Here is a 23,350-nt window from a genome sequence, read left to right as displayed (position 1 = left end):
CCGTCGACATGGGGTGTCAGCGGGACGAAGTAGTCTTGAGCCCATGCCTGAACGCCGTACCGTCGCACTCGTCACCCTTGGCTGCGCCCGTAACGAGGTGGACTCGGAGGAGCTCGCAGGCCGTTTGGAGGCGGACGGCTGGCAGCTCGTGGAGGACGCCGAGGAAGCGGATGTCGCCGTCGTGAACACCTGCGGCTTCGTCGAAGCCGCCAAGAAGGACTCCGTCGACGCCCTCCTGGAAGCCAACGACCTCAAGGGTCACGGCAGAACCCAGGCCGTCGTGGCGGTGGGCTGCATGGCCGAGCGGTACGGCAAGGAACTCGCCGAAGCCCTCCCCGAGGCCGACGGCGTGCTCGGCTTCGACGACTACTCGGACATCTCGGACCGGCTCCAGACCATCCTCAACGGCGGCATCCACGCCTCCCACACCCCGCGCGACCGGCGCAAGCTGCTGCCGATCAGCCCGGCGGAGCGCCAGGAGTCGGCGGCCGACGTCGCGCTGCCCGGGCACGGCCCGGCCGAGCCGGCCGTCGCGCCCGCGGATCTCCCGGAGGGCCTCGCTCCGGCCTCCGGGCCCCGCGCACCCCTGCGCCGGCGCCTCGACGGCTCCCCGGTCGCCTCCGTGAAGCTCGCCTCCGGCTGCGACCGCCGCTGCTCCTTCTGCGCCATCCCGTCCTTCCGCGGCTCTTTCATCTCCCGCCGCCCGAGCGACGTGCTGAACGAGACGCGCTGGCTGGCCGAGCAGGGCGTGAAGGAGATCATGCTGGTCTCCGAGAACAACACCTCCTACGGCAAGGACCTCGGCGACATCCGCCTGCTGGAGTCCCTGCTGCCCGAGCTCGCCGAGGTCGACGGCATCGAACGCGTGCGCGTCAGCTACCTCCAGCCCGCCGAGATGCGGCCCGGCCTCATCGACGTGCTCACCTCGACCCCGAAGATCGCGCCCTACTTCGACCTGTCCTTCCAGCACTCCGCGCCCGGCGTGCTGCGCGCGATGCGCCGCTTCGGCGACACCGACCGGTTCCTGGAGCTGCTCGACACCATCCGCAGCAAGGCGCCCGAGGCCGGTGTGCGGTCCAACTTCATCGTCGGCTTCCCCGGCGAGAGCGAGGCCGACCTCGCCGAGCTGGAGCGGTTCCTGAATGGCGCGCGGCTGGACGCCATCGGCGTCTTCGGCTACTCCGACGAGGAGGGCACCGAGGCGGCGACCTACGACGACAAGCTCGACGAGGACGTCGTCGCCGAGCGGCTGGCCCACATCTCGCGACTGGCCGAGGAACTCGTCTCGCAGCGGGCCGAGGACCGCGTCGGCCAGAGTGTGCGGGTCCTCGTCGAGTCCGTCGACGAGGAGGGCGTGTACGGCCGTGCGGAGCACCAGGCGCCCGAGACGGACGGCCAGGTGCTGCTCACGAGCGGCGCGGGCCTGCGGGTCGGCCGTATGGTCGAGGCGAAGGTGGTCGGCACGGAAGGTGTCGACCTCGTGGCCGAGCCGCTGCAGGGCTCGCTCGCGTCGCCTGCGTGGAGTGAGGAGGCGGGCAGATGACCGGTGTCCCGGCATCCGCGGCGGGAGGCTCCTCCGGCGCGAGGAGGGCGGCGGCGTCCGCGTCCACCGCGGTCCCAGGGAAGGTTGCGGGGGCGGCGGCCGCGCGGTCGGCCGATGGGGCAGCGCCCGGTACGGGGCCCGGCGCATCGTCCGGCGTGCGGCACGGCGGGACCGCCGGGGCGGCTGCCGCCGGTGAGACTGTCCCCGGCGAGGACGCCGGACTGGACGCCCAGGACGACGGGAAGGCCCCGCGGGGCGCGAAGATCGCTGCCGCCGCCGTCAATCAGGCCAGCGTCTGGAACATCGCCAACCTCCTGACCATGCTCCGGCTGCTCCTCGTGCCGGCCTTCGTCGCACTGATGCTCGCCGACGGCGGCTACGACCCGGCCTGGCGCTCACTGGCCTGGGCGGCCTTCGCCATCGCCATGATCACCGACCTGTTCGACGGTCACCTGGCGCGCACGTACAACCTGGTCACGGACTTCGGGAAGATCGCCGACCCCATCGCCGACAAGGCGATCATGGGGGCGGCGCTGATCTGTCTGTCCGCGCTCGGCGACCTGCCCTGGTGGGTGACCGGCATCATCCTCGGCCGGGAACTCGGCATCACCCTGCTGCGTTTTCTGGTCATCCGGTACGGCGTCATCCCCGCCAGCCGCGGAGGCAAGCTGAAGACCCTCACCCAGGGCGTGGCCGTGGGCATGTACGTGCTGGCGCTGACGGGGTGGCTGGCCACCCTGAGGTGGTGGGTGATGGCCGCGGCGGTCGTGCTGACCGTGGTGACCGGTCTCGACTATGTGAAACAGGCCATTGTGCTGCGCCGGCAGGGAATCGCCGAGCGCAAGGCCGCGTTGGAGGAGAAGGAAGCGTGAGTTCCACGGCCACCGACGTGGTGCGACTACTCACGGTGAAGGGCGAGACGCTCGCCGTCGCGGAGTCGCTGACCGGTGGCCTCGTGGCGGCGGAGGTCACATCCGTCCCCGGGGCGTCCAAGGTCTTCCGGGGCTCGGTGACCGCCTACGCCACCGACCTGAAGCACGACCTGCTCGGTGTCGACGCCACCCTGCTGGCGGCGCGGGGAGCCGTGGATCCGCAGGTCGCGGCCGAGATGGCCGTCGGCGTGCGCAAGGCGCTCGGCACCGACTGGGGCATCGCCACCACCGGTGTCGCCGGCCCCGATCCGCAGGACGGGCAGGCGGTCGGCACGGTCTTCGTCGCCGTGGACGGCCCCGTGGGAGCCGATTCCGGTTCTGCCGGCGGCGGAAAAGTGGCGGCTCTGCGGTTGAACGGCGACCGCGCGGAAATTCGTAGAGAGAGTGTACGGAGCGTACTCGCACTGCTCCTGAAGGAGCTTGCGGGCGAACAGACTGGGAATGAGCGGGCACAGGATACGGAACGGAACGGGGGGTTTTGATGTTTGCAGCCCTGAGTGAACACGACATCGCTCCCCGCACGGCCGCGGCGCAAGGCGGTACGGTGGGGCGTAATGGATGCGGCTACGCGGTCCGAGGAGGGAGCCACCGATGATTCTGCTCCGTCGCCTGCTGGGTGACGTGCTGCGTCGGCAGCGCCAGCGCCAGGGCCGTACTCTGCGCGAAGTCTCCTCGTCCGCCCGAGTCTCACTCGGCTATCTCTCCGAGGTGGAGCGGGGGCAGAAGGAGGCTTCCTCCGAGCTGCTCTCCGCCATCTGCGACGCGCTGGACGTACGGATGTCCGAGCTCATGCGGGAAGTGAGCGACGAGCTCGCCCTCGCCGAGCTGGCCCAGTCTGCTGCGGCCACCCCCAGCGAGCCTGTACCCACGGCGGTTCGCCCGATGCTGGGCTCCGTCTCGGTGACCGGTGTGCCACCGGAACGGGTGACCATCAAGGCGCCTGCCGAAGCAGTGGACGTCGTCGCCGCGTGAGGCTCTGCCCTCACACGGCATGACAGAGGCCCCGGCCGGGCCTCTCCGGGAGATCCGGAGGGGTGCCGCCCGGGGTTTTCGCTTGCCCGGGGGGGGCGGCTGACGTCGTCGTGCCGCCTCACGTAGGTCGTGTCCCATGTGTGTGCGTTTGCCGGTGCGGCGTGCGGCGGTCATCGTTGAGGGGATGGGGGGCAGTCCTCGGAGGTGCGGATGTACGTCGTGAAGAGCCCGTTGTCGGACGCGAACCTGAAGACCGTGTCCGAAGCGCTGCAAGGTGCCCTTGTCGATCTGGTGGATCTCGCCCTCGTGGCGAAGCAGATCCACTGGAACGTGGTGGGGCCGCGCTTCCGTTCCGTGCATCTCCAGCTCGACGAGGTCGTCGACACCGCGCGGACGTACTCCGACACCGTGGCCGAGCGCGCCGCGGCTCTCGGGATCTCCCCTGACGGGCGGGCCGCCACCGTGGCCGTCGGCAGCGGGATCGGGGTGACCCCCGAAGGGTGGGTCGACGACACCACCGCCGTGGGCGCGCTCGTCGAAGCACTCGGTGCGGTGATCGCACGGATGCGGGAGCGGGTCGAGTCGACCGGTGAGCCGGACCCGGTGAGCCAGGACATCTTCATCGGGATCACGGCGGACCTGGAGAAGCACCACTGGATGTTCCAGGCCGAGAACGGGTGACGGAAGAGGGCGCTGGCCGTTTCCCGATCCAGGACCCCGGCGCGTGTGACTGGCCGGGCGGGGGTTTACCCACCGCTCGGCGCGCACGGCTGCGCTGCGTGGGCGTCGGCTGGAGGAGGCGGTCATGGCGGGGATAGCGCGCTGGGGGGTGCGTGGGGCCGTGCTCGGGATGGGAGCGCTGTGGTGGTGGGCCGTGCTGCGGCTCCTGACCGTACCCGGGGCGGGGGCCCTGGAGGCCGCGGTCGCGGCCGGGGGCTGGGGATTGAGCGTGCTGCCCGTGCACTGCGTGCCCAAGGGGCAGGCGCGGGGTGTTGTGGGAGCGGGGCGGTGGTGGAGGGTCTGGGGGGCCGGGGTGCGGCGGGGCGGTGTCACCACGGCATCGCCACGCCCCCGTTCGGGCGGAGGATCTGGCCCGTGGTGAAGGCCGAGGCGTCGCACGCCAGGTGAAGAACGGCGTGGGCGACGTCCTCGGGCTCGCCCACACGGCCCAGCGGTGACATGCGGGCCATGACGGACTCCGTGCGCTCCTGCGCCTCGCTGTCGTGGCGGTCGGTCATGGGCGTGCGGATCCAGCCCGGGGCGATCGCGTTGACGCGGATGCCGTACCGTCCGACCTCCGTCGCGAGGGTCTTCGTCAGCTGGACCACCGCCGCCTTGGCCGCGCCGTAGCAGAGCAGTCCGGGGGCGCCCGTGTCGACGGCGCCCGAGGCCATCGTGACGATGCTGCCCCGGGTGCCGCGGGCGATCATCAGGCGGGCTGCCTCCTGGCAGGCGTACAGGACTCCCTTGAAGTTGATGTTCAGTACCCGGTCGAGGTCCTCGTCCCGGGTCTCCAGCACCGGGCTGCTGTGCATGATCCCGGCGACCGCGGCCAGGGCGTCCAGGTGCGCGCAGGAGCTGAGAGCCTTCCTCAGCCCGGCCCGGTCGGTGACGTCGAGGGTGTGGGTGCGGGCGGTGCCGCCGCTGTCCTTGATCAGGTTCGCCGTCTCATGCAGGCCCTCGGCGTCACGGTCCGCGCAGTGCACGGTCGCGCCCGCCTCGGCGAGCAGAAGCGCCGAGGCGCGCCCGATGCCGCTCGCGGCGCCGGTGACGAACACGGTGCGGCCACTGAGGTCGTACGCCGTGACGGGCATACAGGGACCGTACGAGCGTTTCTGATGGGTCGTCAATTGGTGCGGCTGCGCCGGGTCGGGGCGGGGGCGGGGCCGGGCTGGCAGGTGGGGCACCAGTAGGTGGGGCGTTCGCGGGATCCGTCGCCCTGGTCGGCGACGCGGATCGAGGTGCGGCAGCGCAGACAGGGGCGAGGGGCGCGGCCGTAGACGAAGAGGTCCTGGCCGCGGCGGCCCGTGGTGCTGCGGATGGGGCGGTCGCGGTTGGCTTCCAGCAGCTTCTTGGCGAGCGTCGGCAGCTTCGCGGCCCGGTCGGGGGGCAGGGCGCCGGCCGGGAGCCAGGGGGTGACACCGAGGAGGAAGCAGAGCTCGCTCTTGTAGACATTGCCGATGCCGGCGAGGTTGCGCTGGTCGAGCAGGGCCTCGCCGAGTTCGCGGGCGGGGTCCTGGAGGACGTTGGCGACGGCACGCTCGGGGTCCCAGTCCGGGCCGAGGAGGTCGGGGCCGAGGTGGCCGACCGCGCGGTGCTCGTCGGTGGTGCGCAGCAGCTCCAGGACGGGCAGGCGGTAGCCGACGGCCGTGCGGTCCGGGTTGCCGAGGATCGCGCGGATCTGGTGGCCGGGACCGCCGCTCCAGCGCTGGCCGTTGCCGTACACCTTCCAGGACCCGTCCATCCGCAGGTGGGAATGGAGTGTCAGGCCGCCCTCGACGCGGGTGAGGAGGTGTTTGCCGCGCGGGGTGACGTCCAGGACCGTACGCCCCGTGAGGTCGGCCGTGGCGAAGCGGGGCACCCTGAGGTCGCTGCGGGTCAGCACCTTGCCCGCGAGTGCGTCGTGCAACCGCCTCGCGGCCTGCCAGACCGTGTCACCTTCGGGCATGCGTCAAGGGTGGCACGGTGGACGCGTGCTCGGTCGGAGTGGCCGCGGGCGGGGACGTCATGCGCGCAGGCGGAGTCCGCGGGGCGTCGCGATGAAGCCCGCTCCTTCCAGGAGGGTGCCGATGGGGGACGTCAGGGCTTGTGCGCCGTTGACGCGCTCCACCGTGACCGTGCCGAGCGAGCCCGCGCGGGCGGCCGCGGCGAGGGCTTCGGCGGCGCTGCCCAGGCGGGGGTCGGCGGTGGGGTCGCCGTCCGGGTCGGCGGGCCAGGCCAGCAGGGTCTTGCCGCCCCGCTCCATGTAGAGCGTCAGCTCACCGTCGACGAGCACCACGAGCGAGCCGGCCTTGCGGCCCGGCTTGTGCCCGGCGCCGGTCGGGGGCTCGGGCCAGGCCAGGGCGGCGCCGTACGCGTTCGCAGGGTCGGCGGCGGCGAGGACCACGGCCTTGGATGCGCCGTCGGGGCGGGTGCTACGGCCCGCGAAGCCCTGGTCGTACGCCGCGCGCCCGCCGTTCTGCCAGGGCGGGGCGGCCCGAGGGCGATCGCGGGGCGAGGCCCACTCGCCCGGGGACGGATCGGGGGTGACAAAGGAGGCGTCCAGGCCGGGGAAGCCATCGGGGCCGGGGTCGTCGGTGTGGTCGTGGGAGGGGGCGGAGTCGTCCGGTCCGGCGAAGTCATGGGCCGGGAACGGGTCGGGCTCGGAACCGGGCGGCGGGCCGGGCAGGGCCTCGCCGCGGTCGCGGGCGTTGGACACCGCGCGCAGGCGGTCCACCGCGCCGTCCATCGCGAACTGCGCGGCGCCGAGACCCTCCACCACATAGCCACGGCGGGCCTGGCCGCTCTCCTCGAAGACCGACAGGACGCGATACGTCGCCGAGAAGCCGCCCTCGACGCCCTCCGCCGAGACCGCGCCCCTGGTGACGACGCCGTGCCGGTCGAGGAGGGTGCGGGCGAGGGCGTGGGCCCGCACGGTGGCGTCCGGTTCGTGGGCCGGGAGCAGGGACCAGCGGCCCGCGACCGTCGGAGGGCCGGAGCGGGACGCGGTGCGGGCCGCGGCCGTCAGGGAGCCGTAGCGGCCGCGCGGCATCGAGCGCTTGGCGCGGTGGGCCGTGGAGCCCGCGGTGCGGCCCGAGCCGAGCAGGGAGCGCAGGGGGGTGAGCGTGTCGTTCGTCAGGCGCCCGGACCAGGCCAGGTCCCAGAGGGCGTCGGCCAGTTGGGGGTCGGTGGCCTCGGGATGGGTGGTGGCGCGGACCTGGTCGGCGATCTGGCGGAAGAACAGGCCGTAGCCGCCGGAGAGGGTGTCCAGGACGGACTGGTGCAGGGCGGTCAGCTCCAGGGGGTGTGGGGGCGGCAGGAGCAAGGGGGCCGCGTCCGCCAGGTAGAGCGAGATCCAGCCGTCCTTGCCGGGGAGTGAGCCCGCCCCGGCCCAGACCACCTCACCGGCGGCGGTGAGCTCGTCCAGCATCGCCGGGGTGTAGTTCGCGACCCGGGAGGGCAGCACCAGCTTCTCCAGGGCGGAGGCCGGCACGGACGCGCCCTGTACCTGCTCGATGGCGCGGACCAGACCGTCGATGCCGCGCAGGGAGTGCCCCTTGCCGATGTGCTGCCACTGGGGGAGGAACTGGGCGAGCGCGGCCGGGGGCACCGGCTCCAGTTCGTGTCGCAGAGCGGCCAGGGAGCGGCGGCGCAACCGGCGCAGTACGGCGGCGTCGCACCACTCCTGGCCGATCCCGGCCGGGTGGAACTCGCCCTGGACGACCCGGCCCGCCGCCGAGAGCCGCTGGAGGGCGCCCTCGGTGACGGCCACGCCCAGACCGAAACGGGCCGCTGCCGTGGCCGAGGTGAACGGCCCGTGGGTGCGCGCGTAGCGCGCGAGGAGATCGCCGAGCGGGTCCTTGACGGGCTCCGTGAAGGCCTCCGGGACGCCGACCGGCAGCGCGGTGCCCAGGGCGTCACGCAGACGGCCCGCGTCCTCGATCGCCGCCCAGTGGTCCCTGCCCGCGATCCGGACCCGGATGGCCCGGCGGGTGCCCGCCAGCTCCTGGGCCCACTGCGGTTCGGCGCCCCGCTCGGCCAGTTCCGCGTCGGTGAGCGGGCCGAGGAGACGGAGGAGGTCCGCGACCCCCTCGGCATCCTTGACGCGGCGGTCCTCGGTGCGCCACTGGAGCTCCTGCTCCAGCTCGGTCAGCACCTCCGCGTCGAGCAGCTCACGCAGCTCGGCCTGGCCCAGCAGCTCGGCCAGCAGCCGCGAGTCCAGCGACAGGGCGGCGGCACGGCGCTCGGCCAGCGGGGAGTCACCCTCGTACAGGAACTGGGCGACGTAGCCGAAGAGGAGGGAGCGCGCGAAGGGGGAGGGCTCGGGCGTGGTGACCTCGACCAGGCGGACCCTGCGGGACTCCAGGTCGCCCATCAGCTCGACGAGCCCGGGGACGTCGAAGACGTCCTGGAGGCACTCGCGGACCGCCTCCAGGACGATCGGGAACGAGCCGAACTCACTGGCCACCTGCAGCAGCTGCGAGGCACGCTGACGCTGCTGCCACAGCGGAGTGCGCTTGCCCGGGTTGCGGCGCGGCAGCAGCAGCGCGCGGGCGGCGCACTCGCGGAACCGGGAGGCGAACAGGGCGGAACTGCCCACCTGGTCGGTGACGACCTGATCGACCTCGCCCTTGTCGAAGACGACGTCCGCCGCGCCCACGGGGGCCTGCTCGGCGTCGTACTCCCGGCCCGTCTTCACCGGCTCCTGGTCCAGCAGGTCCAGACCCATGAGATCGGCGTCCGGCAGGCGCAGCACGATGCCGTCGTCGGCGTGCATGACCTGGGCGTCCATGCCGTACCGCTCGGAGAGCTTGGCGCCGAGCGCGAGCGCCCAGGGGGCGTGCACCTGGGCGCCGAAGGGGGAGTGCACCACCACGCGCCAGTCGCCGAGCTCGTCGCGGAAGCGCTCCACGACGATCGTCCGGTCGTCCGGGATGTGGCCGCAGGCCTCGCGCTGCTCGTCCAGGTAGGAGAGCACGTTGTCCGCGGCCCACGCGTCCAGGCCGGCGGCGAGGAGCCGGAGACGGGCGTCGTCCTTGGGCAGCGATCCGACCTCGCGCAGGAACGCGCCCACCGCCCGGCCCAGTTCCAGCGGCCGGCCCAGCTGGTCGCCCTTCCAGAAGGGCAGCCGGCCCGGCACGCCCGGGGCCGGGGAGACCAGGACGCGGTCGCGGGTGATGTCCTCGATGCGCCAAGAGCTGGTGCCGAGCGTGAAGACGTCGCCGACGCGGGACTCGTAGACCATCTCCTCGTCGAGCTCGCCGACCCGGCCACCGCCCTTCTTGGGGTCGGCGCCCGCCAGGAAGACGCCGAAGAGGCCGCGGTCGGGGATCGTGCCACCGGAGGTGACGGCGAGGCGCTGCGCGCCGGGGCGGCCGGTGATCTCGCCGGTGACCCGGTCCCACACCACGCGCGGGCGCAGCTCCGCGAACGCGTCGGACGGGTAGCGGCCGGCCAGCATGTCGAGGACCGCGGTGAAGGCCGACTCGGGGAGCGAGGCGAAGGGGGCGGCCCGGCGGACGGCGGCGAGGAGGTCGTCGAACTGCCACGAGTCCAGGGCGGTCATGGCGACCACCTGCTGGGCCAGGACGTCCAGCGGGTTCGCGGGAACCCTGAGGGACTCGATGGAGCCGGTGCGCATGCGCTCGGTGACCACCGCCGCCTGCACCAGGTCGCCGCGGTACTTCGGGAAGACCACGCCGGTGGAGACCGCGCCCACCTGGTGCCCCGCCCGGCCCACCCGCTGCAGGCCGGAGGCGACGGAGGGCGGCGACTCGACCTGGACCACCAGGTCCACGGCGCCCATGTCGATGCCCAGCTCGAGGCTGGACGTGGCCACGACCGCGGGCAGGCGCCCCGCCTTGAGGTCCTCCTCGACCAGGGCCCGCTGCTCCTTGGACACCGAGCCGTGGTGGGCGCGGGCGATGACCTGGGGGGCGCCCTGGGCCGCTCCCGAACCGCCCATGAGCTCGGCGGGGGAGTGGTGCTCGTCGAGGGGCTCGCCCGTGGCCCGCTCGTACGCGATCTCGTTCAGGCGGTTGCAGAGGCGCTCCGCGAGGCGGCGGGAGTTCGCGAAGACGATCGTGGAGCGGTGGGACTGGACGAGGTCGGCGATCCGCTCCTCCACGTGCGGCCAGATGGACGGACGCTCCGCGCCCTCCTGACCGTCCGCCACCGGGGAGCCACCCAGCTCGCCCAGGTCCTCGACCGGGACGACCACGGACAGATCGAACTCCTTGCCCGACTCCGGCTGGACGATCTCCACCTTGCGGCGTGGCGAGAGGAACCGGGCGACCTCGTCGACCGGGCGGACCGTCGCGGAGAGGCCGATGCGGCGGGCCGGCTTCGGCAGGAGGTCGTCCAGCCGCTCCAGGGAGAGTGCGAGATGGGCGCCGCGCTTGGTGCCGGCAACCGCGTGCACCTCGTCGAGGATCACCGTGTCGATGCCGGTCAGGGCGTCGCGGGTGGCCGAGGTCAGCATCAGGAACAGCGACTCGGGGGTCGTGATCAGGATGTCCGGCGGGCGGGTGGACAGCGCGCGGCGCTCGGCGGCGGGGGTGTCGCCCGAGCGGATGCCCACCTTGATCTCGGGCTCGGGCAGGCCGAGGCGCACGGACTCCTGGCGGATGCCCGTCAGCGGGCTGCGCAGGTTGCGCTCGACGTCCACCGCCAGGGCCTTCAGCGGGGAGACGTACAGGACGCGGCAGCGCTTCCTGGGGTCGGCCGGGGGAGGCGTCGAGGCCAGCTGGTCGAGAGCGGCCAGGAAGGCGGCCAGGGTCTTGCCGGAGCCCGTGGGGGCGACGACCAGCACGTCCGAACCCTCGTGGATGGCCTGCCACGCACCGGCCTGGGCCGAGGTGGGCGCGGAGAAGGCACCCGTGAACCAGGCGCGGGTCGCGGGTGAGAAGCCGTCCAGGGCTCGGTGCGCATTGCTGGGCATGCGTCCATCGTGCACCTCGGCACTGACAACGGGGTTTCGCCGCCGCGCGGACAATGGTCGTATGAACGAGCACGCACGGCACTGGCAGTACGACGAGCTGCCAGGGGTGGATCTGCTGCGGGCCCGGTACGTCCGCAAGGCCTTCGTGCGGCATACGCACGAGAACTTCGTGATCGCCGCCATCGCCGACGGGGTGGAGGTCTTCCACCACAAAGGGGGCGACCAGTACGCGGGGCCCGGGGCCCTCGCTCTGGTGAATCCCGATACGCCGCACACCGGGCGGGCCGGCGTGCCCGAAGGGTGGCGGTACGGGGCCGTGTACCCGCCGGTCGACGTGGTGGCGGAGATCGCGGCCGAGACGACGACGCTGCGCGGGACGCCGGGGTTCGTCAGCCCGGTGATGGACGATCCCTATGCCGGGGGTCTGATCCACCAGGTGCTGCGGGCCGCCGACGAGGGCAACGCCCTGGCCGCGGACACACTGCTGCGGGTGGCGGTGACCAGACTGCTGCGCTTGAACGGCGGACCCGTGCCGCGGCGGGAGGTACGCCCCGCCGGAGCCCGGATCGCGGCACGCGCGCGTGGCGTACTGGAGGAGCGGATGACACGGCCGCCGACCCTGGAGCAGCTGGCGGCCGACCTCGGGACCAGCCCGTTCGCCTTGCTGCGGGCCTTCCGGAACGCCTACGGCATGCCGCCGCACGCCTGGCTCACGGACGCGCGCGTACGCAGGGCGCGACAGCTGCTGGACACCGGGACGACTCCCTCCGAGGCCGCCGTGACCGTCGGATTCACCGACCAGTCCCATCTCCACCGGCACTTCAGCCGGATGGTCGGCGTACCCCCGGGGGCGTACCAACGCGAGCGCAAGAACGTACAAGACCGGCGGTAGCCGGGGCTCGTAGCGTGCGGGGCGTGACAGATCGGACAGCTCTCGAGGACGCAGACACAGGTGAGAAGGCGGACCGGGCCGTCGTACGCGACGCCCTGGGTGTCGGGGTGGCCGTCGGGCTGTCCGGGTTCGCTTTCGGAGTGACATCGGCCGGCAGCGGACTCACGCTGCCGCAGACGTGCGCGCTCAGTCTTCTGGTGTTCACCGGCGCGTCCCAGTTCGCGCTGGTGGGGGCCCTCGCCGTCGGAGGCGGTCCGTTCACCGCCGCTGCCGGGGCCTTCTTCCTGGGCGCGCGGAACGCCTTCTACGGCCTGCGCTTGTCGCAGCTGCTGGTCCTCCCGCGCGCGGTGCGGCCGTTCGCCGCCCAGTGGGTGATCGACGAGACGGCCGTCGTCGCGCTCGCCCAGCCCACGCGCCGCGCCGCACGGCTCGGGTTCTTCGTGACCGGACTGACCCTGTACCTGCTGTGGAACCTCACCACGCTGCTCGGCGCCATGGGCGCCGAGGCCATCGGGGACACGGGCGCCTGGGGCCTGGACGCCGCCGGGCCCGCCGTCTTTCTGGCGCTGCTCGCGCCGATGCTCAAGACCGGCACCGAGCGGGCCGTCGCCGGACTCGCCGTGCTGCTGGGGCTCGGGCTGCTGCCCGTGCTGCCCGCCGGGGTGCCGGTGCTGCTGGCCGCCCTGGCGGCGCCGGCCGTGCTGTGGGCGGACGGCCGGCGCCGCCGCGGGGAACAGGAGGACGCGTGATGAACGCCTGGATCGCGATCGGGGCGACGGCCCTCGGCTGCTACGCCGTCAAACTGGCCGGACTCCTGGTGCCCGCGGGGGCCCTTGAGCGGCCCGTCATCAGGCGTCTCGCCGCCCTGCTGCCCGTCGCGCTGCTCGCGGCCCTCACGGCTCAGCAGACCTTCGCCGACGGCCGGACGCTGGTGCTGGACGCGCGGGCCGCCGGGCTTGCCGCCGCGGCCGTGGTGCTGCTGCTGCGCGCCCCGTTCCTGCTCGTCGTCGCCGCGGCCGTGGTGGTGACCGCGGGGGTGCGTGCCATGGGGGCGGGATGATCAGTCGATGGCCCTGCCGTGCGCACTGAGCACGCGCAAGGCCTCGATCGTCACGAGCGGGCGTGCCTCCAGGGCGGGGGCCGGGGCCCAGTGGCGCCACCGGACGGGCCAGCCGCCGTCCTCCTGCTGCTGGGCCGTGAGGTGGTCCAGGGAGCGGGACATCTCGTCATCCGTGAACCACGCGCGCGCGAGCGAGCGCGGTGTCCGCGCGTAGTCGTACGGGAAGTGGTGCTCCCCCGGGGCGTAGCCGGGAGACACCGGATACGCGTCCAGACGGTCGGGATCCAGGGCCGCGAGGCGGTGTTCGCGGACCAGGCGGCCGAGACGGCCGGCGGCCGCCTCCGCGCGCGGGCGGTCGGGGGCGGAGTCCAGGAAGGCGACGGCGGCCTCGATCTCGTACGGATGCGACTTCTCCAGGGACTCCACCGCCAGCCAGCAGAAGTCCGTGGCCCGGAAGAGCCAGGCGTGCCACACCTCGTTGCGGTGCAGCAGCCCCACCACCGGCCCGGTGGCCAGGAGGTCGCTGGGCGGGTCGTCCACCACCGTCACGAAGGGGGCCGTGGGGTAGTCGCGCTGGCTGGGGTGGATCGCAGGGAGGGCGCCGTCCGCGGTGGAGACGGACGTCAGGTAGCGGCACATGCGTTCCACGCGCTGGCCGGCACAGCGTCCGACCGCGTCCAGGACACGCAGCGCGTGCGCGGTGTGCAGTGGCTGGCTGACCGGGCCGCGCAGATCCGGCTCCAGCGCGTGGCCGTACCCGCCGTCCTCGTTGCGGTAGGCGTCCAGGGCGGTCTCCACCGGGTCGGCGGCGGCGCCCCGGAAGTGGTGGGCGAAGCGGCGCTGCTCGAGCACGCGCGCGTTGAGCCAGACGAAACGCTCCGCGCGCGTGACCAGACTGTGCGGCGGGGGCGTCGGGGGGAATTCGGTAGCTCCTGTTTCGGCCATGGGTCAGACCGTAGGGCGCGGAGCGGCGCCGGCAGGCGGTCCCGGCCCAGGCCCACCCCCAGGGGCGGGATACTGGGGTCATGCGGTTGACGGTCTTCTGGCAGCGGATGGCGGAGCACTTCGGTCCTGGCTACGCCGAGATGTTCGCGCGCGACCATGTGATGTCCGAGCTCGGCGGACGCACGGTGCACGAGGCCCTGGCGGCCGGCTGGGACGCCAAGGAGGTCTGGCAGGTGGTCTGCTCGGTGATGGACGTGCCCCGGGAGAGGCGCTGACCGTGCGGTTGAGTGGTTGAGCGGTTGAGACCGCCGGGCGACTGGGCCGGACGGCCTTGGCGACCACCTGCCTGATCAGCAGGCCGGTCTCCGATGTCGCTGCCCCGTCACGAAGATCGCAGCCGGGCAGACGGCTGTCGGTGGCGTGGGCGAGACTTGGACCGTGGCACTCACTGACGAGACCGGGCAGGCAGCCCGGCAGTCCTCCGCATCCGGTACGACGCCGCCCGTCCGACCCCCGGTCGGCGGGGCCGGTGACGGCCGCATGCCGCGCTGGCTGCCGCGCGCCCTGGTGCTCGCGCTCGCTCTCGTCGCCGCGTTCCAGCTGGGCAGCTGGGCCTTCCACCAGCTCACCGGCCTGCTGATCAACATCCTCATCGCGTTCTTCCTGGCGCTCGCCATAGAACCCGCGGTGAGCTGGATGGCCTCCCGCGGCATGCGCAGAGGGCTGGCCACGTTCATCGTCTTCATCGGCGTGATGATCGTGTCGGCCGGCTTCGTCACCCTGCTCGGTTCCGTCCTCGCGGACCAGATCATCAAGCTGATCGAGGGCTTCCCCGCATACCTCGACTCCGTCATCAACTGGATCAACACGCACTTCAAGACCGACCTGAAGCGCGTCGACATCCAGGAGGGCCTGCTCCGCTCCGACTGGCTGCGCAACTACGTCCAGAACAGCGCCACGGGCGTCCTGGACGTGTCCGCCCAGGTCATCGGAGGCCTCTTCCAGCTGCTCACGATCGCCCTGTTCTCGTTCTACTTCGCCGCGGACGGCCCGCGGCTGCGCCGCGCGATCTGCTCCGTCCTGCCGCCCGCCCGCCAGGCCGAGGTGCTGCGCGCGTGGGAGATCGCCGTGAACAAGACCGGCGGCTACATCTACTCCCGCGGCCTGATGGCACTGATCTCCGGCGTGGCGCACTTCGTCCTGCTGCAGGCCTTGGACGTGCCCTACGCGCCCGTGCTCGCTGTGTGGGTGGGCCTGGTGTCGCAGTTCATCCCCACCATCGGCACGTACCTCGCGGGCGCCCTGCCCATGCTGATCGCGTTCACGGTCGATCCCTGGTACGCGCTGTGGGTGCTGGTCTTCGTGGTGATCTACCAGCAGTTTGAGAACTACGTGCTGCAGCCCAAGCTGACCTCCAAGACCGTCGACATCCACCCCGCCGTCGCCTTCGGCGCGGTCATCGCCGGTACCGCCCTCCTCGGCGCCGTCGGCGCGCTGATCGCCATCCCCGCCATCGCCACGCTCCAGGCCTTCCTGGGGGCGTACGTGAAGCGCTACGACGTCACGGACGACCCTCGGGTGCACGGCCACCGCCGACGGGGAGAGGGATCGGGCCTGCTCACGCGTGCGAGGGCGTTGTGGGCGCGGAGGCCGGGGGCGGAGCGGCCCGGAGGCGGGAGTTCCGGGGCCGGGGAGAGCTCCTCTTGAGAGGCCGGAGCTGAGAGGCCCGGCCGCGGGGTCCGGCTGAGAGGCCCGCGCTGAGGAGCCCGGGCTGAGGAAGCCCGGGCTGAGGAGCCCGCGCTGAGAGGTCCGAGCCGTCGGGCTCTTACGGCGTCGCCACCTTCAGAAGGCTCGCCCGCTCTTCGGGTGGGATGAACCCGTCCGGCAGCGTCCGGTCCTCCAGCAGACCGCGCACGAGGTCGGCGTGCTCGGCGAAGACGGCCCGGCAGAGTGCTCGTTCCGGTCGGTCGCGGTCGCTGCCCAGGACCCGGATCGCCTGCTCACCGCCTCCGTCGACGGGATGCGAGAGCTCCGCGACGACCAGCAGGACCTCGACCAGCTCGGTCCGCACCGGCACCGCTGGATCGGCGGCGAGACGGAGCAGGAACGGCAGGGCCGCCGGCATGGCCGGTCCCAACCGGAAGACACCGTCCATCAGGACGTTGCAGAGCACCCGCTCGGCTTCGGAGGCCGCGGCCGGATCGAGCAGACCGCGCAAGAGGGCCGCGACGCCGGCGGGGCACCCGGGGAAGTCCGCCCAGGCGATGTCGTCGCAGCCACGGAGCGCCGGGTGATCCCGGCCGGACCGCGGCGGGTGCGGGAACTCCTGGAGGAACCGTGGGACGGCGGCTTCCTTGTCCGCCGCGGTGATCCGACACATCCGTCTCTCCCCCTGGGTGCGCGCAGCCGGGATCAGGGTAGGCGGGGACCGGGATCAGGGGAGGCGGGGCCCGCGTGGTGCGCTTGACACAAAAATCGAACATCCATTCTCATGGAGGCGCCGGCGAAGCTCAACGAAGGGCATTTCGACGTACTTTGGGTAGAGAAATGCCCGAGTTATCCACAGGCCGGACGTGCGTCGGGGCGCATTGTCAGTGGCAGGCGTTAGCGTCTTTGACGTGAAGCGATCGACTCAAGCAAATCGGGTGGAACCCATGGCAGGAACCGACCGCGAGAAGGCCCTGGATGCCGCTCTCGCACAGATTGAACGGCAATTCGGCAAGGGCGCGGTCATGCGCATGGGCGACCGGGTCAACGAGCCCATCGAGGTCATCCCGACCGGGTCCACCGCCCTCGACGTGGCCCTCGGAGTGGGCGGCCTGCCGCGCGGCCGCGTCGTCGAGGTCTACGGACCGGAGTCCTCCGGTAAGACCACCCTGACCCTGCACGCGGTGGCGAACGCGCAGAAGGCCGGCGGCCAGGTCGCCTTCGTCGACGCGGAGCACGCACTCGACCCCGAGTACGCGAAGAAGCTCGGCGTCGACATCGACAACCTCATCCTCTCCCAGCCGGACAACGGCGAGCAGGCTCTGGAGATCGTGGACATGCTGGTCCGCTCCGGCGCCCTCGACCTCATCGTCATCGACTCCGTCGCCGCGCTCGTCCCGCGTGCGGAGATCGAGGGCGAGATGGGCGACAGCCACGTCGGTCTGCAGGCCCGCCTGATGAGCCAGGCGCTGCGGAAGATCACCAGCGCGCTCAACCAGTCCAAGACCACCGCGATCTTCATCAACCAGCTCCGCGAGAAGATCGGCGTGATGTTCGGCTCCCCGGAGACCACGACCGGTGGCCGGGCGCTGAAGTTCTACGCCTCGGTGCGCATCGACATCCGCCGCATCGAGACCCTGAAGGACGGCACGGAGGCGGTCGGTAACCGCACCCGCTGCAAGGTCGTCAAGAACAAGGTCGCGCCGCCCTTCAAGCAGGCCGAGTTCGACATCCTCTACGGCCAGGGCATCAGTCGCGAGGGCGGCCTGATCGACATGGGCGTGGAGCACGGCTTCGTTCGCAAGGCCGGCGCCTGGTACACGTACGAGGGCGACCAGCTCGGCCAGGGCAAGGAGAACGCGCGCAACTTCCTGAAGGACAACCCCGACCTGGCCAACGAGATCGAGAAGAAGATCAAGGAGAAGCTCGGCGTCGGTGTGCGCCCCGAGGAGCCGGTCGCCGAGCCGGGCACGGACGCCGCGGTCTCCGCGCCGGCCGACGCCGCCCCGGCTGTCCCCGTCCCGGCACCGGCCAAGACCGCCAAGTCCAAGGCCGCCGCAGCCAAGAGCTGATCCGTGACACGGCGAACCGACTGGGCGGAGTATGAGTACGCCGCCTCCGGTGCCCCACGGGGGAGGGGCACCGGAGGCGACACGGGCTCAGCCGTGGACGGGGTGGAAGGCCCCGGGGACATGCCATACGAGAGCGACGGGCTCTACGAGCACGGCGACGACCCCGGGCCGCACGGGGGTGGCTCACCCAGAGGCGGCTCGCGTGACGGCGGGCCGCATGACGGAGGGCCGCGTGGCAGGCGCGGTCGTCGTCGGCGTGGCTTCGGCGAGGCGGCGGCTGATACCGAGGACGGAGGTGCCCTCTCCTCGTCGAGGGCCGAGCAGGAGGCACCTCCAGGGGACCCGGTCGAGCGGGCTCGGGCGATCTGCCTGCGCCTGCTCACCGGGACCCCGCGGACCCGCAAGCAACTCGCCGACGCCCTGCGCAAGCGGCAGATCCCGGACGACGCCGCCGAGGAGGTGCTGTCGCGGTTCGAAGAGGTCGGCCTCATCAACGACGGTGCCTTCGCGGACGCCTGGGTGGAGTCCCGCCACCACGGCAGAGGACTGGCCCGGCGCGCGCTCGCCCGGGAGCTGCGGACCAAGGGCGTCGACTCGACGCTGATCGACGAAGCCGTCTCCCAGCTCGACTCCGAGCAGGAAGAGGAGACCGCGCGTGAGCTTGTCGCGCGCAAGCTCCGTTCCACCCGCGGACTCGACCGCGACAAACGCCTCCGCCGCCTCGCCGGCATGCTCGCCCGCAAGGGCTACCCCGAGGGCATGGCCCTGAGGGTGGTCCGGCAAGCGCTGGAGGAGGAAGGGGAGGACACGGAGTTCCTCGGGGACGAGGGGTTCTGAAGGATGCGCAGGGCGTGGGGGTGAGAGCTCACTCCACCGGCAACCCCGCCCCGCGCCACGCTTGGAACCCCCCGACCAGATCCGTGGCCCGGTGCAGGCCCAGCTGGTGCAAGGACTGGGCCGCCAGGCTGGACGCGTAGCCCTCGTTGCAGATCACGATGATGCGCAGGGCGTGGCTCGTGGCCTCGGGGATGCGGTGGCTGCCCCGGGGGTCGAGGCGCCATTCCAGTTCGTTGCGCTCGACGACGTGGGCGCCGGGGATGAGGCCGTCCCGTTCGCGCAGGGCGGCGTAGCGGATGTCGACCAGGAGCGCGTCGCCGGCCCGGGCAGCCTCGTAGGCCTCCTGCGCTTCGATCCGCTCATAGCCCGCCCGGACGCGCTCCAGCAACTCGTCTATTCCGGTCGGGGGATGAGAGGCACTGCTCGGTGACTCGGGTGAGGTGCTCACTGCCAGTCCTCCGGTCGTTCGACCTGCTCGAGCCGCAGGACCGGACCGCTGCGGCTGTAGCGGCGGATCTGCGGCAGAGGCGGGTAGTAGGCGTGGACGGAGATCGCGTGCCGGTCGGACGACTCGTTGAGCACCTCGTGGACGTGGTGCCGGCCGAAGGCGCGGCCCTGGCCGGCCCGCAGCCGACGCTCCCGGTCCACGTCCCCGGCCAGCTCCAGGGTCTTCCAGCCGTCGGTGGGAAGCCGCGCGGCGAGGGAGTTCTCCTTGAGCTCACCCGACGCGGTCAGGAAGGCGCCGACCGAGTCGGCGTGGTCGTGCCAGCCCGTGCCCGTGCCGGGCGGCCAGCCGATCAGCCAGGCTTCGCTGCCGCCGGGCCCGTCCAGCCGCACCCAGGTGCGGCCCTCAGGGTCGAGTGGCAGGGAGTCGATCAGCTCGGTGTCGGCGGCGGTGCGCCGGACGAAGTCGTAGAGGTCGGCCTGGGTGGGAGCCGGACCGGCCGAGACCGAAGAGGTCACAGAAGGGGATACAGACACGGGTGCCGTCCTGAAGGTCCTGATGAGGGTTCGCGAGCAAGGCGCGGCAGCCGGCAGACAGAGCGCGGCGCGCGCAGAGGGAACGGGAATGCGAAGTCAGCAGGACGGGCGACACACGCAGCCCGCATAACGGAGGAGGTCCATATGGACCCTCCGCCACAGGCGCACACAGGTGTCGGTCACGCACCGGAGTACACCATGGCCGCCCGGGTGGGTCAACTCACTGTCACCATGCGGACGCACCGTGACAGTGAGCACATGGCTCCGGTGCCGACCTCAGCGCGAACCGGCCGAAGCACCGGCCTCCGCCTGCGCTTTCACCGGACCGCCGACCGTGGCTTCCGCCGCCGCGTACAGATCGGCGGGGCGCACCCCGCCCAGCGCGGTCACCAGGTGCCCGTCGGGGCGCACCAGCAGCACCGTGTGCGCGGCCGCGCCCGGATACCTCTCGGCGACGAGCAACTCGGCCGGGTGCGGGAGCGCCGTGACCGCAGCCGCGAGCTGCGGCATGATGCCCGCGCCGACCCAGTGCTTGCGCTCCCAGACACCCGTGCCCGGCGCGATCAGCACGACGAGCAGCGCGCCGCGGCCGAGCCGGTCCCGCAGCCGTACGAAGGTGCCGTCCTCCGCGGTGACCCGTACGTCGGTGACCGGGGTACCGAGCGGCGTGTCGACCGGCACCTCCCCCTCGAGGTGTTGGGGTGCGAGAGGCGAGTCGGCGTACGCCCCCGGCGCGCCGAGCTGACCCTGCCCCAAGTGACCCTCCGTGAGGAGAGCGTCGTGGCCCCGGGACGAGCCGGGGACGACGGCGCGCAGTCCTCCACCGCCGCGCAGCAGCGGCAGTGCCTGGTCGGCCGCGCGGAGCCGGGCGGCGACGACCGCCCGCCGTTCCGTCTGATAACTGTCGAGAAGAGCCTCGTGCGGCCCGTGGTGCCAGGCCAGGGCCAGTTTCCAGGCGAGGTTGTCGGCGTCTCGCAAGCCCTCGTCCAGGCCGTGCGTGCCCAGGGCGCCGAGCAGGTGGGCCGCGTCCCCGGCCAGAAACACCCGGTCGGCACGCCAGCGGCGCGCCAGCCGGTGGTGGACGGTGTGGACACCGGTGTCCAGCAGCTCGTAGGGCGGGGCCGTGCCGCCCGCCCAGCCGGCCAGGGTCTCCCGGATGCGGGTGAGCAGGAGCTCGGGGGTGACCAGGTCCTTGCCGGGCGGCAGGAGCCAGTCGAGGCGCCAGACGCCGTCCGGCAGCGGGCGTGCCGTGACCTCGCCGGCCGAGGGCCCGGACATGCGCCAGGGCGGCAGACGGTGCAGCAACGCCTCGTCGTGCCAGGGCAGTTCCGTACGGAGCGCGGCGACGGCGTGACGTTCCACTGCCGTACGGCCCGGGAATCGGATGTCCTGGATCTTGCGCACGGTCGAGCGGGGGCCGTCGCAGCCGACCAGGTAACTGCCTCGCCACCACGTGCCCTTGGGGCCGCGGGTGTGGGCCGTGACGCCCGCGGCCTCCTGTTCGAGGCCGTCGAGACGGCTTTCGACCGCGACCTTGACGAGCCGTTCGTCCGCGAGGGCCGCACGCAGGGCGCCGGTCAGCACGTGCTGGGCGATGTGCAGAGGGGCGGGTTCGGTGCCGTCGAAAACGATCTCGCGCATCACCTGCTTGCGCCGCATCGACCGCCATCCGGCCCAGCGGGCACCGGCCCGGGAAAGGGGCATTCCGGTCAGCCGTTCCACCAGGGCGGCGGTGTCCTCGCGCAGGACGACGGTGCGCGCCGCGCGAGGTTCGTCCTTGCCCGGGCCCTCGTCGAGGACGACGCAGGGGACTTCCTGACGTGCCAGCGCAAGGGCGAGCGTGAGCCCGACGGGCCCCGCTCCGACGATGATCACCGGGTCCACGGCGTGGCGCCCCCTGCCCGCGGTGGTGTCCTGAGAGACGTAGGTGAACAGGAAGTTGGAGCAGGGTGCACGATCACAGAACGTATGCAACCCATTGCCGGTGCTTGCGTCAAGTGACCAGGGGCTGGTGGCGATCATGGCACCGCAACAAGGGTAGCGGGGCGACACGCTCGTCACTTGAGGGCGTGTCAGCGTGGGGCGCCACCGGTCGGCTTCCGGCTCGGCACAACTGTGGCCCGCCGGATACCCGGCGGGCCACAGTAGGAGAGGTTGTCGGAGCGTCAGATGGAGCCGCCGGCACCGGTGCCGTAGGAGCCGCCCACCTCGGCCGCGTTCACGTCGTCGACCTTGTCGGCACCGAGAACAGCGCCCGTGCTCCGCTTGCTGCGGCGCAGCCTGCGTTCCAACCAGGAAGCGAAGGACGTGAGGATGAAGTTCAGCACGATGAAGATGACCGCCACCACGATGAAGCTGGGGACGACGTTCGCATAGTTGGCCGCGAGGGTGCTGCGCGTGTTGAGCAACTCGGTGAACCCGAGCATCACGCCGCCCAGCGCGGTGTCCTTCACGATGACGACCAGCTGGCTGACGATGGCGGGCAGCATCGCGGTGACGGCCTGCGGCAGCAGGATGCTCGACATCGTCTGGCTCTTACGCAGCCCGATCGCCATGGCGGCTTCCGACTGTCCCTTGGGCAGGGACAAGATGCCGGCTCGTACGATCTCGGCGAGGACCGAGGCGTTGTAGAGCACCAGGCCGGTGACCACCGCGTACAGGGGCCGTTCGTCGCTGGGGATGCCCGTGGAGCGGACGTAGAACTCGTTGGCGAACAGCATCAGGAGCAGCACCGGGATCGCCCGGAAGAACTCGACCACCGCGCCGGCCGGGATGCGCACCCAGCGATGGTCGGACATGCGTGCGATGCCGAGGACGGCGCCCAGCGGAAGGGCGATGACCATCGAGAGGGCGGCGGCCTTCAGGGTGTCGGCCAGGCCTGGCAGCAGGTACGTCGTCCAGGCCTCGGAGGTGGTGAAGGGCTTCCACAGAGCCCACTCCAGTTGGCCCTTGTCGTCAAGCGTTTGCCAGATCCACCACAGCAGGAGGGCGAGCAGGACGAAGAAGAGTACCGAGAAGAGCACGTTGCGCCGCTTGGCCCGGGGGCCGGGGGCGTCATAGAGGACGGACGTCATCGCTTCACCGCCAGTCGCTTGCTCAGCCAGCCGAGGAACAGGCCGGTGGGCAGGGTCAGTACCACGAAACCGAAGGCGAAGATCGCGCCGATGAGCACCGTCTGTGCCTCGTTCTCGATCATTTCCTTCATCAGGAGGGCAGCCTCCGCCACGCCGATCGCGGCCGCCACGGTGGTGTTCTTGGTCAGTGCGATGAGCACGTTGGCCAACGGCCCGATGACCGAGCGGAACGCCTGCGGCAAAACGATGAGCCGCAGGATCTGGCTGAAGCTCAGCCCGATGGCACGGGCTGCCTCCGCCTGGCCGACAGGCACTGTGTTGATGCCGGAGCGGATGGCCTCGCAGACGAAGGCGGCGGTGTAGGCGACGAGGCCGAGGACCGCCAGGCGGAACGCCTTGGCCTCGAAGTCGTCGGGTGCACCCATCGTCACGCCGAAGATGTTGGCGAGGCCGAGCGAGGTGAAGACGATGATGACGGTGAGGGGGATGTTCCGGACGATGTTCACATAGGCGGTGCCGAACCCGCGCATCAGCGGAACCGGGCTGACCCGCATGGCCGCCAGCAGGGTGCCCCAGATCAGGGATCCGATGGCCGAGAGGACGGTGAGCTGCACCGTGACCCAGAAGGCACCCAACAGGGTCGGGTCGTCATAGTCAGATAGAAAGTCGAACACGATCTCCCGCGCTTCCGGGTGT

Annotated in this window: 23 protein-coding genes and 1 pseudogene; 13 read left to right on the top strand and 11 right to left on the bottom strand. The window is 72.0% G+C overall.

All coding sequences use genetic code 11. The features are described from left to right. Positions 1–43: 43 nt before the first annotated feature. The 6 genes from rimO to BJ965_RS39260 all read left to right on the top strand — a co-directional run bounded on the left by rimO (position 44) and on the right by BJ965_RS39260 (position 4,549). Positions 44–1,543, top strand: a complete 1,500-nt coding sequence (gene rimO / locus BJ965_RS10150) for a 30S ribosomal protein S12 methylthiotransferase RimO (protein ID WP_184908371.1) — start codon at positions 44–46, stop codon at positions 1,541–1,543. Next, on the top strand, positions 1,540–2,415 hold the full coding sequence (gene pgsA / locus BJ965_RS10145) for a CDP-diacylglycerol--glycerol-3-phosphate 3-phosphatidyltransferase (protein ID WP_184908370.1): 876 nt from the start codon (positions 1,540–1,542) through the stop codon (positions 2,413–2,415). Before rimO ends, pgsA begins: the two co-directional genes overlap by 4 nt. Beyond that, positions 2,412–2,957 carry a CinA family protein gene (locus BJ965_RS10140; protein ID WP_184908369.1) on the top strand — a complete coding sequence of 182 codons (546 nt, stop codon included), beginning with the start codon at positions 2,412–2,414 and terminating at the stop codon, positions 2,955–2,957. Before pgsA ends, BJ965_RS10140 begins: the two co-directional genes overlap by 4 nt. A 109-nt stretch (positions 2,958–3,066) precedes the next feature. After that, positions 3,067–3,447, top strand: coding sequence for a helix-turn-helix domain-containing protein (locus tag BJ965_RS10135; RefSeq protein WP_030853394.1), 381 nt, complete (start codon positions 3,067–3,069; stop codon positions 3,445–3,447). Positions 3,448–3,657: 210 nt separating this feature from the next. Continuing rightward, on the top strand, positions 3,658–4,128 hold the full coding sequence (locus tag BJ965_RS10130) for a Dps family protein (protein WP_184908368.1): 471 nt from the start codon (positions 3,658–3,660) through the stop codon (positions 4,126–4,128). A gap of 124 nt (positions 4,129–4,252) precedes the next feature. Continuing rightward, positions 4,253–4,549, top strand: a complete 297-nt coding sequence (locus BJ965_RS39260) for a hypothetical protein (protein ID WP_246545878.1) — start codon at positions 4,253–4,255, stop codon at positions 4,547–4,549. Here the strand turns inward: BJ965_RS39260 and BJ965_RS10125 are convergent. Genes BJ965_RS10125 through BJ965_RS10115 form a run of 3 tightly spaced genes read right to left on the bottom strand, consistent with a single transcriptional unit; the run spans position 4,497 to position 11,086 of the window. Continuing rightward, positions 4,497–5,261: an SDR family NAD(P)-dependent oxidoreductase gene (locus tag BJ965_RS10125; RefSeq protein ID WP_184908367.1), complete on the bottom strand. Its 765-nt coding sequence runs from the start codon at positions 5,259–5,261 to the stop codon at positions 4,497–4,499. The genes BJ965_RS39260 and BJ965_RS10125 overlap by 53 nt on opposite strands. 32 nt (positions 5,262–5,293) lie before the next feature. Then, positions 5,294–6,115: an Fpg/Nei family DNA glycosylase gene (locus BJ965_RS10120; protein WP_184908366.1), complete on the bottom strand. Its 822-nt coding sequence runs from the start codon at positions 6,113–6,115 to the stop codon at positions 5,294–5,296. A 57-nt stretch (positions 6,116–6,172) separates the two neighbouring features. Further along, positions 6,173–11,086, bottom strand: a complete 4,914-nt coding sequence (locus BJ965_RS10115; protein WP_184908365.1) for an ATP-dependent helicase — start codon at positions 11,084–11,086, stop codon at positions 6,173–6,175. Positions 11,087–11,147: 61 nt separating this feature from the next. On the opposite strand from BJ965_RS10115, the pseudogene BJ965_RS10110 reads away from it, so the two are divergent. The 3 genes and pseudogenes from BJ965_RS10110 to BJ965_RS10100 form a co-directional block, all read left to right on the top strand. Next, positions 11,148–11,975 (top strand): annotated as a pseudogene (locus BJ965_RS10110) (AraC family transcriptional regulator); the annotation flags it as partial. Between the two features lie 26 nt (positions 11,976–12,001). After that, a complete protein-coding gene (locus BJ965_RS10105; protein WP_184908363.1) occupies positions 12,002–12,727 on the top strand; it encodes an AzlC family ABC transporter permease in 726 nt (241 codons plus the stop codon). Beyond that, positions 12,727–13,038, top strand: coding sequence for an AzlD domain-containing protein (locus tag BJ965_RS10100; protein WP_184908362.1), 312 nt, complete (start codon positions 12,727–12,729; stop codon positions 13,036–13,038). The genes BJ965_RS10105 and BJ965_RS10100 overlap by 1 nt, the downstream gene beginning before the upstream one ends. Here BJ965_RS10100 and BJ965_RS10095 read toward each other — a convergent pair whose 3' ends face one another. Continuing rightward, entirely contained in the window at positions 13,039–13,983 is a 945-nt protein-coding gene (locus tag BJ965_RS10095) for a hypothetical protein (RefSeq protein WP_184908361.1), read from the bottom strand. 80 nt (positions 13,984–14,063) lie between these two features. On the opposite strand from BJ965_RS10095, the gene BJ965_RS10090 reads away from it, so the two are divergent. Then, complete coding sequence (locus BJ965_RS10090; protein WP_030853368.1) at positions 14,064–14,258, top strand: DUF3046 domain-containing protein; 195 nt, start codon at positions 14,064–14,066, stop codon at positions 14,256–14,258. 163 nt (positions 14,259–14,421) lie between these two features. Further along, on the top strand, positions 14,422–15,690 hold the full coding sequence (locus tag BJ965_RS10085; RefSeq protein WP_184908360.1) for an AI-2E family transporter: 1,269 nt from the start codon (positions 14,422–14,424) through the stop codon (positions 15,688–15,690). A gap of 118 nt (positions 15,691–15,808) precedes the next feature. Here BJ965_RS10085 and BJ965_RS10080 read toward each other — a convergent pair whose 3' ends face one another. Next, complete coding sequence (locus BJ965_RS10080; protein ID WP_184908359.1) at positions 15,809–16,363, bottom strand: hypothetical protein; 555 nt, start codon at positions 16,361–16,363, stop codon at positions 15,809–15,811. Positions 16,364–16,637: 274 nt separating this feature from the next. Here BJ965_RS10080 and recA point away from each other — a divergent pair, with 274 nt between their 5' ends. Both recA and recX read left to right on the top strand, forming a co-directional pair. After that, the gene (gene recA / locus BJ965_RS10075) at positions 16,638–17,762 is read left to right on the top strand and encodes a recombinase RecA (protein WP_184908358.1); all 1,125 of its coding nucleotides are present in this window, start codon (positions 16,638–16,640) and stop codon (positions 17,760–17,762) included. Positions 17,763–17,765: 3 nt separating this feature from the next. Continuing rightward, positions 17,766–18,599: a recombination regulator RecX gene (gene recX / locus BJ965_RS10070; protein WP_184908357.1), complete on the top strand. Its 834-nt coding sequence runs from the start codon at positions 17,766–17,768 to the stop codon at positions 18,597–18,599. 28 nt (positions 18,600–18,627) lie between these two features. Here recX and BJ965_RS10065 read toward each other — a convergent pair whose 3' ends face one another. The 6 genes from BJ965_RS10065 to BJ965_RS10045 all read right to left on the bottom strand — a co-directional run bounded on the left by BJ965_RS10065 (position 18,628) and on the right by BJ965_RS10045 (position 23,328). Continuing rightward, the gene (locus BJ965_RS10065; protein WP_306688295.1) at positions 18,628–19,047 is read right to left on the bottom strand and encodes a rhodanese-like domain-containing protein; all 420 of its coding nucleotides are present in this window, start codon (positions 19,045–19,047) and stop codon (positions 18,628–18,630) included. Further along, complete coding sequence (locus BJ965_RS10060) at positions 19,044–19,580, bottom strand: cysteine dioxygenase (RefSeq protein WP_184908356.1); 537 nt, start codon at positions 19,578–19,580, stop codon at positions 19,044–19,046. Before BJ965_RS10060 ends, BJ965_RS10065 begins: the two co-directional genes overlap by 4 nt. Before the next feature lie 96 nt (positions 19,581–19,676). Beyond that, positions 19,677–19,748 (bottom strand): putative leader peptide, encoded by a 72-nt coding sequence (locus BJ965_RS40115; protein WP_310851512.1) that lies wholly within the window; start codon positions 19,746–19,748, stop codon positions 19,677–19,679. 108 nt (positions 19,749–19,856) lie between these two features. Then, positions 19,857–21,464 carry an FAD-dependent monooxygenase gene (locus BJ965_RS10055; RefSeq protein WP_184908355.1) on the bottom strand — a complete coding sequence of 536 codons (1,608 nt, stop codon included), beginning with the start codon at positions 21,462–21,464 and terminating at the stop codon, positions 19,857–19,859. Between the two features lie 281 nt (positions 21,465–21,745). After that, entirely contained in the window at positions 21,746–22,654 is a 909-nt protein-coding gene (locus tag BJ965_RS10050) for an amino acid ABC transporter permease (RefSeq protein WP_184908354.1), read from the bottom strand. Beyond that, entirely contained in the window at positions 22,651–23,328 is a 678-nt protein-coding gene (locus BJ965_RS10045; protein ID WP_184908353.1) for an amino acid ABC transporter permease, read from the bottom strand. Before BJ965_RS10045 ends, BJ965_RS10050 begins: the two co-directional genes overlap by 4 nt. Between the last annotated feature and the right edge of the window lie 22 nt (positions 23,329–23,350).

This window comes from Streptomyces luteogriseus (assembly GCF_014205055.1).
GTDB classification, from domain to species: domain Bacteria; phylum Actinomycetota; class Actinomycetes; order Streptomycetales; family Streptomycetaceae; genus Streptomyces; species Streptomyces luteogriseus.
Note: the sequence above shows the minus strand (reverse complement) of the source record. Positions and strands in the feature narration are given on the sequence as shown.

Bases quoted from the DNA above. Each gene is read 5' to 3' on its own strand.
- BJ965_RS39260 (WP_246545878.1), top strand. From the start codon at position 4,253: ATGGCGGGGATAGCGCGCTGGGGGGTGCGTGGGGCCGTGCTCGGGATG.
- BJ965_RS10095 (WP_184908361.1), bottom strand. From the start codon at position 13,983: ATGGCCGAAACAGGAGCTACCGAATTCCCCCCGACGCCCCCGCCGCAC.
- rimO (WP_184908371.1), top strand. From the start codon at position 44: ATGCCTGAACGCCGTACCGTCGCACTCGTCACCCTTGGCTGCGCCCGT.
- BJ965_RS10130 (WP_184908368.1), top strand. From the start codon at position 3,658: ATGTACGTCGTGAAGAGCCCGTTGTCGGACGCGAACCTGAAGACCGTG.
- BJ965_RS10120 (WP_184908366.1), bottom strand. From the start codon at position 6,115: ATGCCCGAAGGTGACACGGTCTGGCAGGCCGCGAGGCGGTTGCACGAC.
- BJ965_RS10135 (WP_030853394.1), top strand. From the start codon at position 3,067: ATGATTCTGCTCCGTCGCCTGCTGGGTGACGTGCTGCGTCGGCAGCGC.
- BJ965_RS10115 (WP_184908365.1), bottom strand. From the start codon at position 11,086: ATGCCCAGCAATGCGCACCGAGCCCTGGACGGCTTCTCACCCGCGACC.
- BJ965_RS10080 (WP_184908359.1), bottom strand. From the start codon at position 16,363: ATGTGTCGGATCACCGCGGCGGACAAGGAAGCCGCCGTCCCACGGTTC.
- pgsA (WP_184908370.1), top strand. From the start codon at position 1,540: ATGACCGGTGTCCCGGCATCCGCGGCGGGAGGCTCCTCCGGCGCGAGG.
- BJ965_RS10090 (WP_030853368.1), top strand. From the start codon at position 14,064: ATGCGGTTGACGGTCTTCTGGCAGCGGATGGCGGAGCACTTCGGTCCT.
- BJ965_RS10125 (WP_184908367.1), bottom strand. From the start codon at position 5,261: ATGCCCGTCACGGCGTACGACCTCAGTGGCCGCACCGTGTTCGTCACC.
- BJ965_RS10050 (WP_184908354.1), bottom strand. From the start codon at position 22,654: ATGACGTCCGTCCTCTATGACGCCCCCGGCCCCCGGGCCAAGCGGCGC.
- BJ965_RS10100 (WP_184908362.1), top strand. From the start codon at position 12,727: ATGAACGCCTGGATCGCGATCGGGGCGACGGCCCTCGGCTGCTACGCC.
- recA (WP_184908358.1), top strand. From the start codon at position 16,638: ATGGCAGGAACCGACCGCGAGAAGGCCCTGGATGCCGCTCTCGCACAG.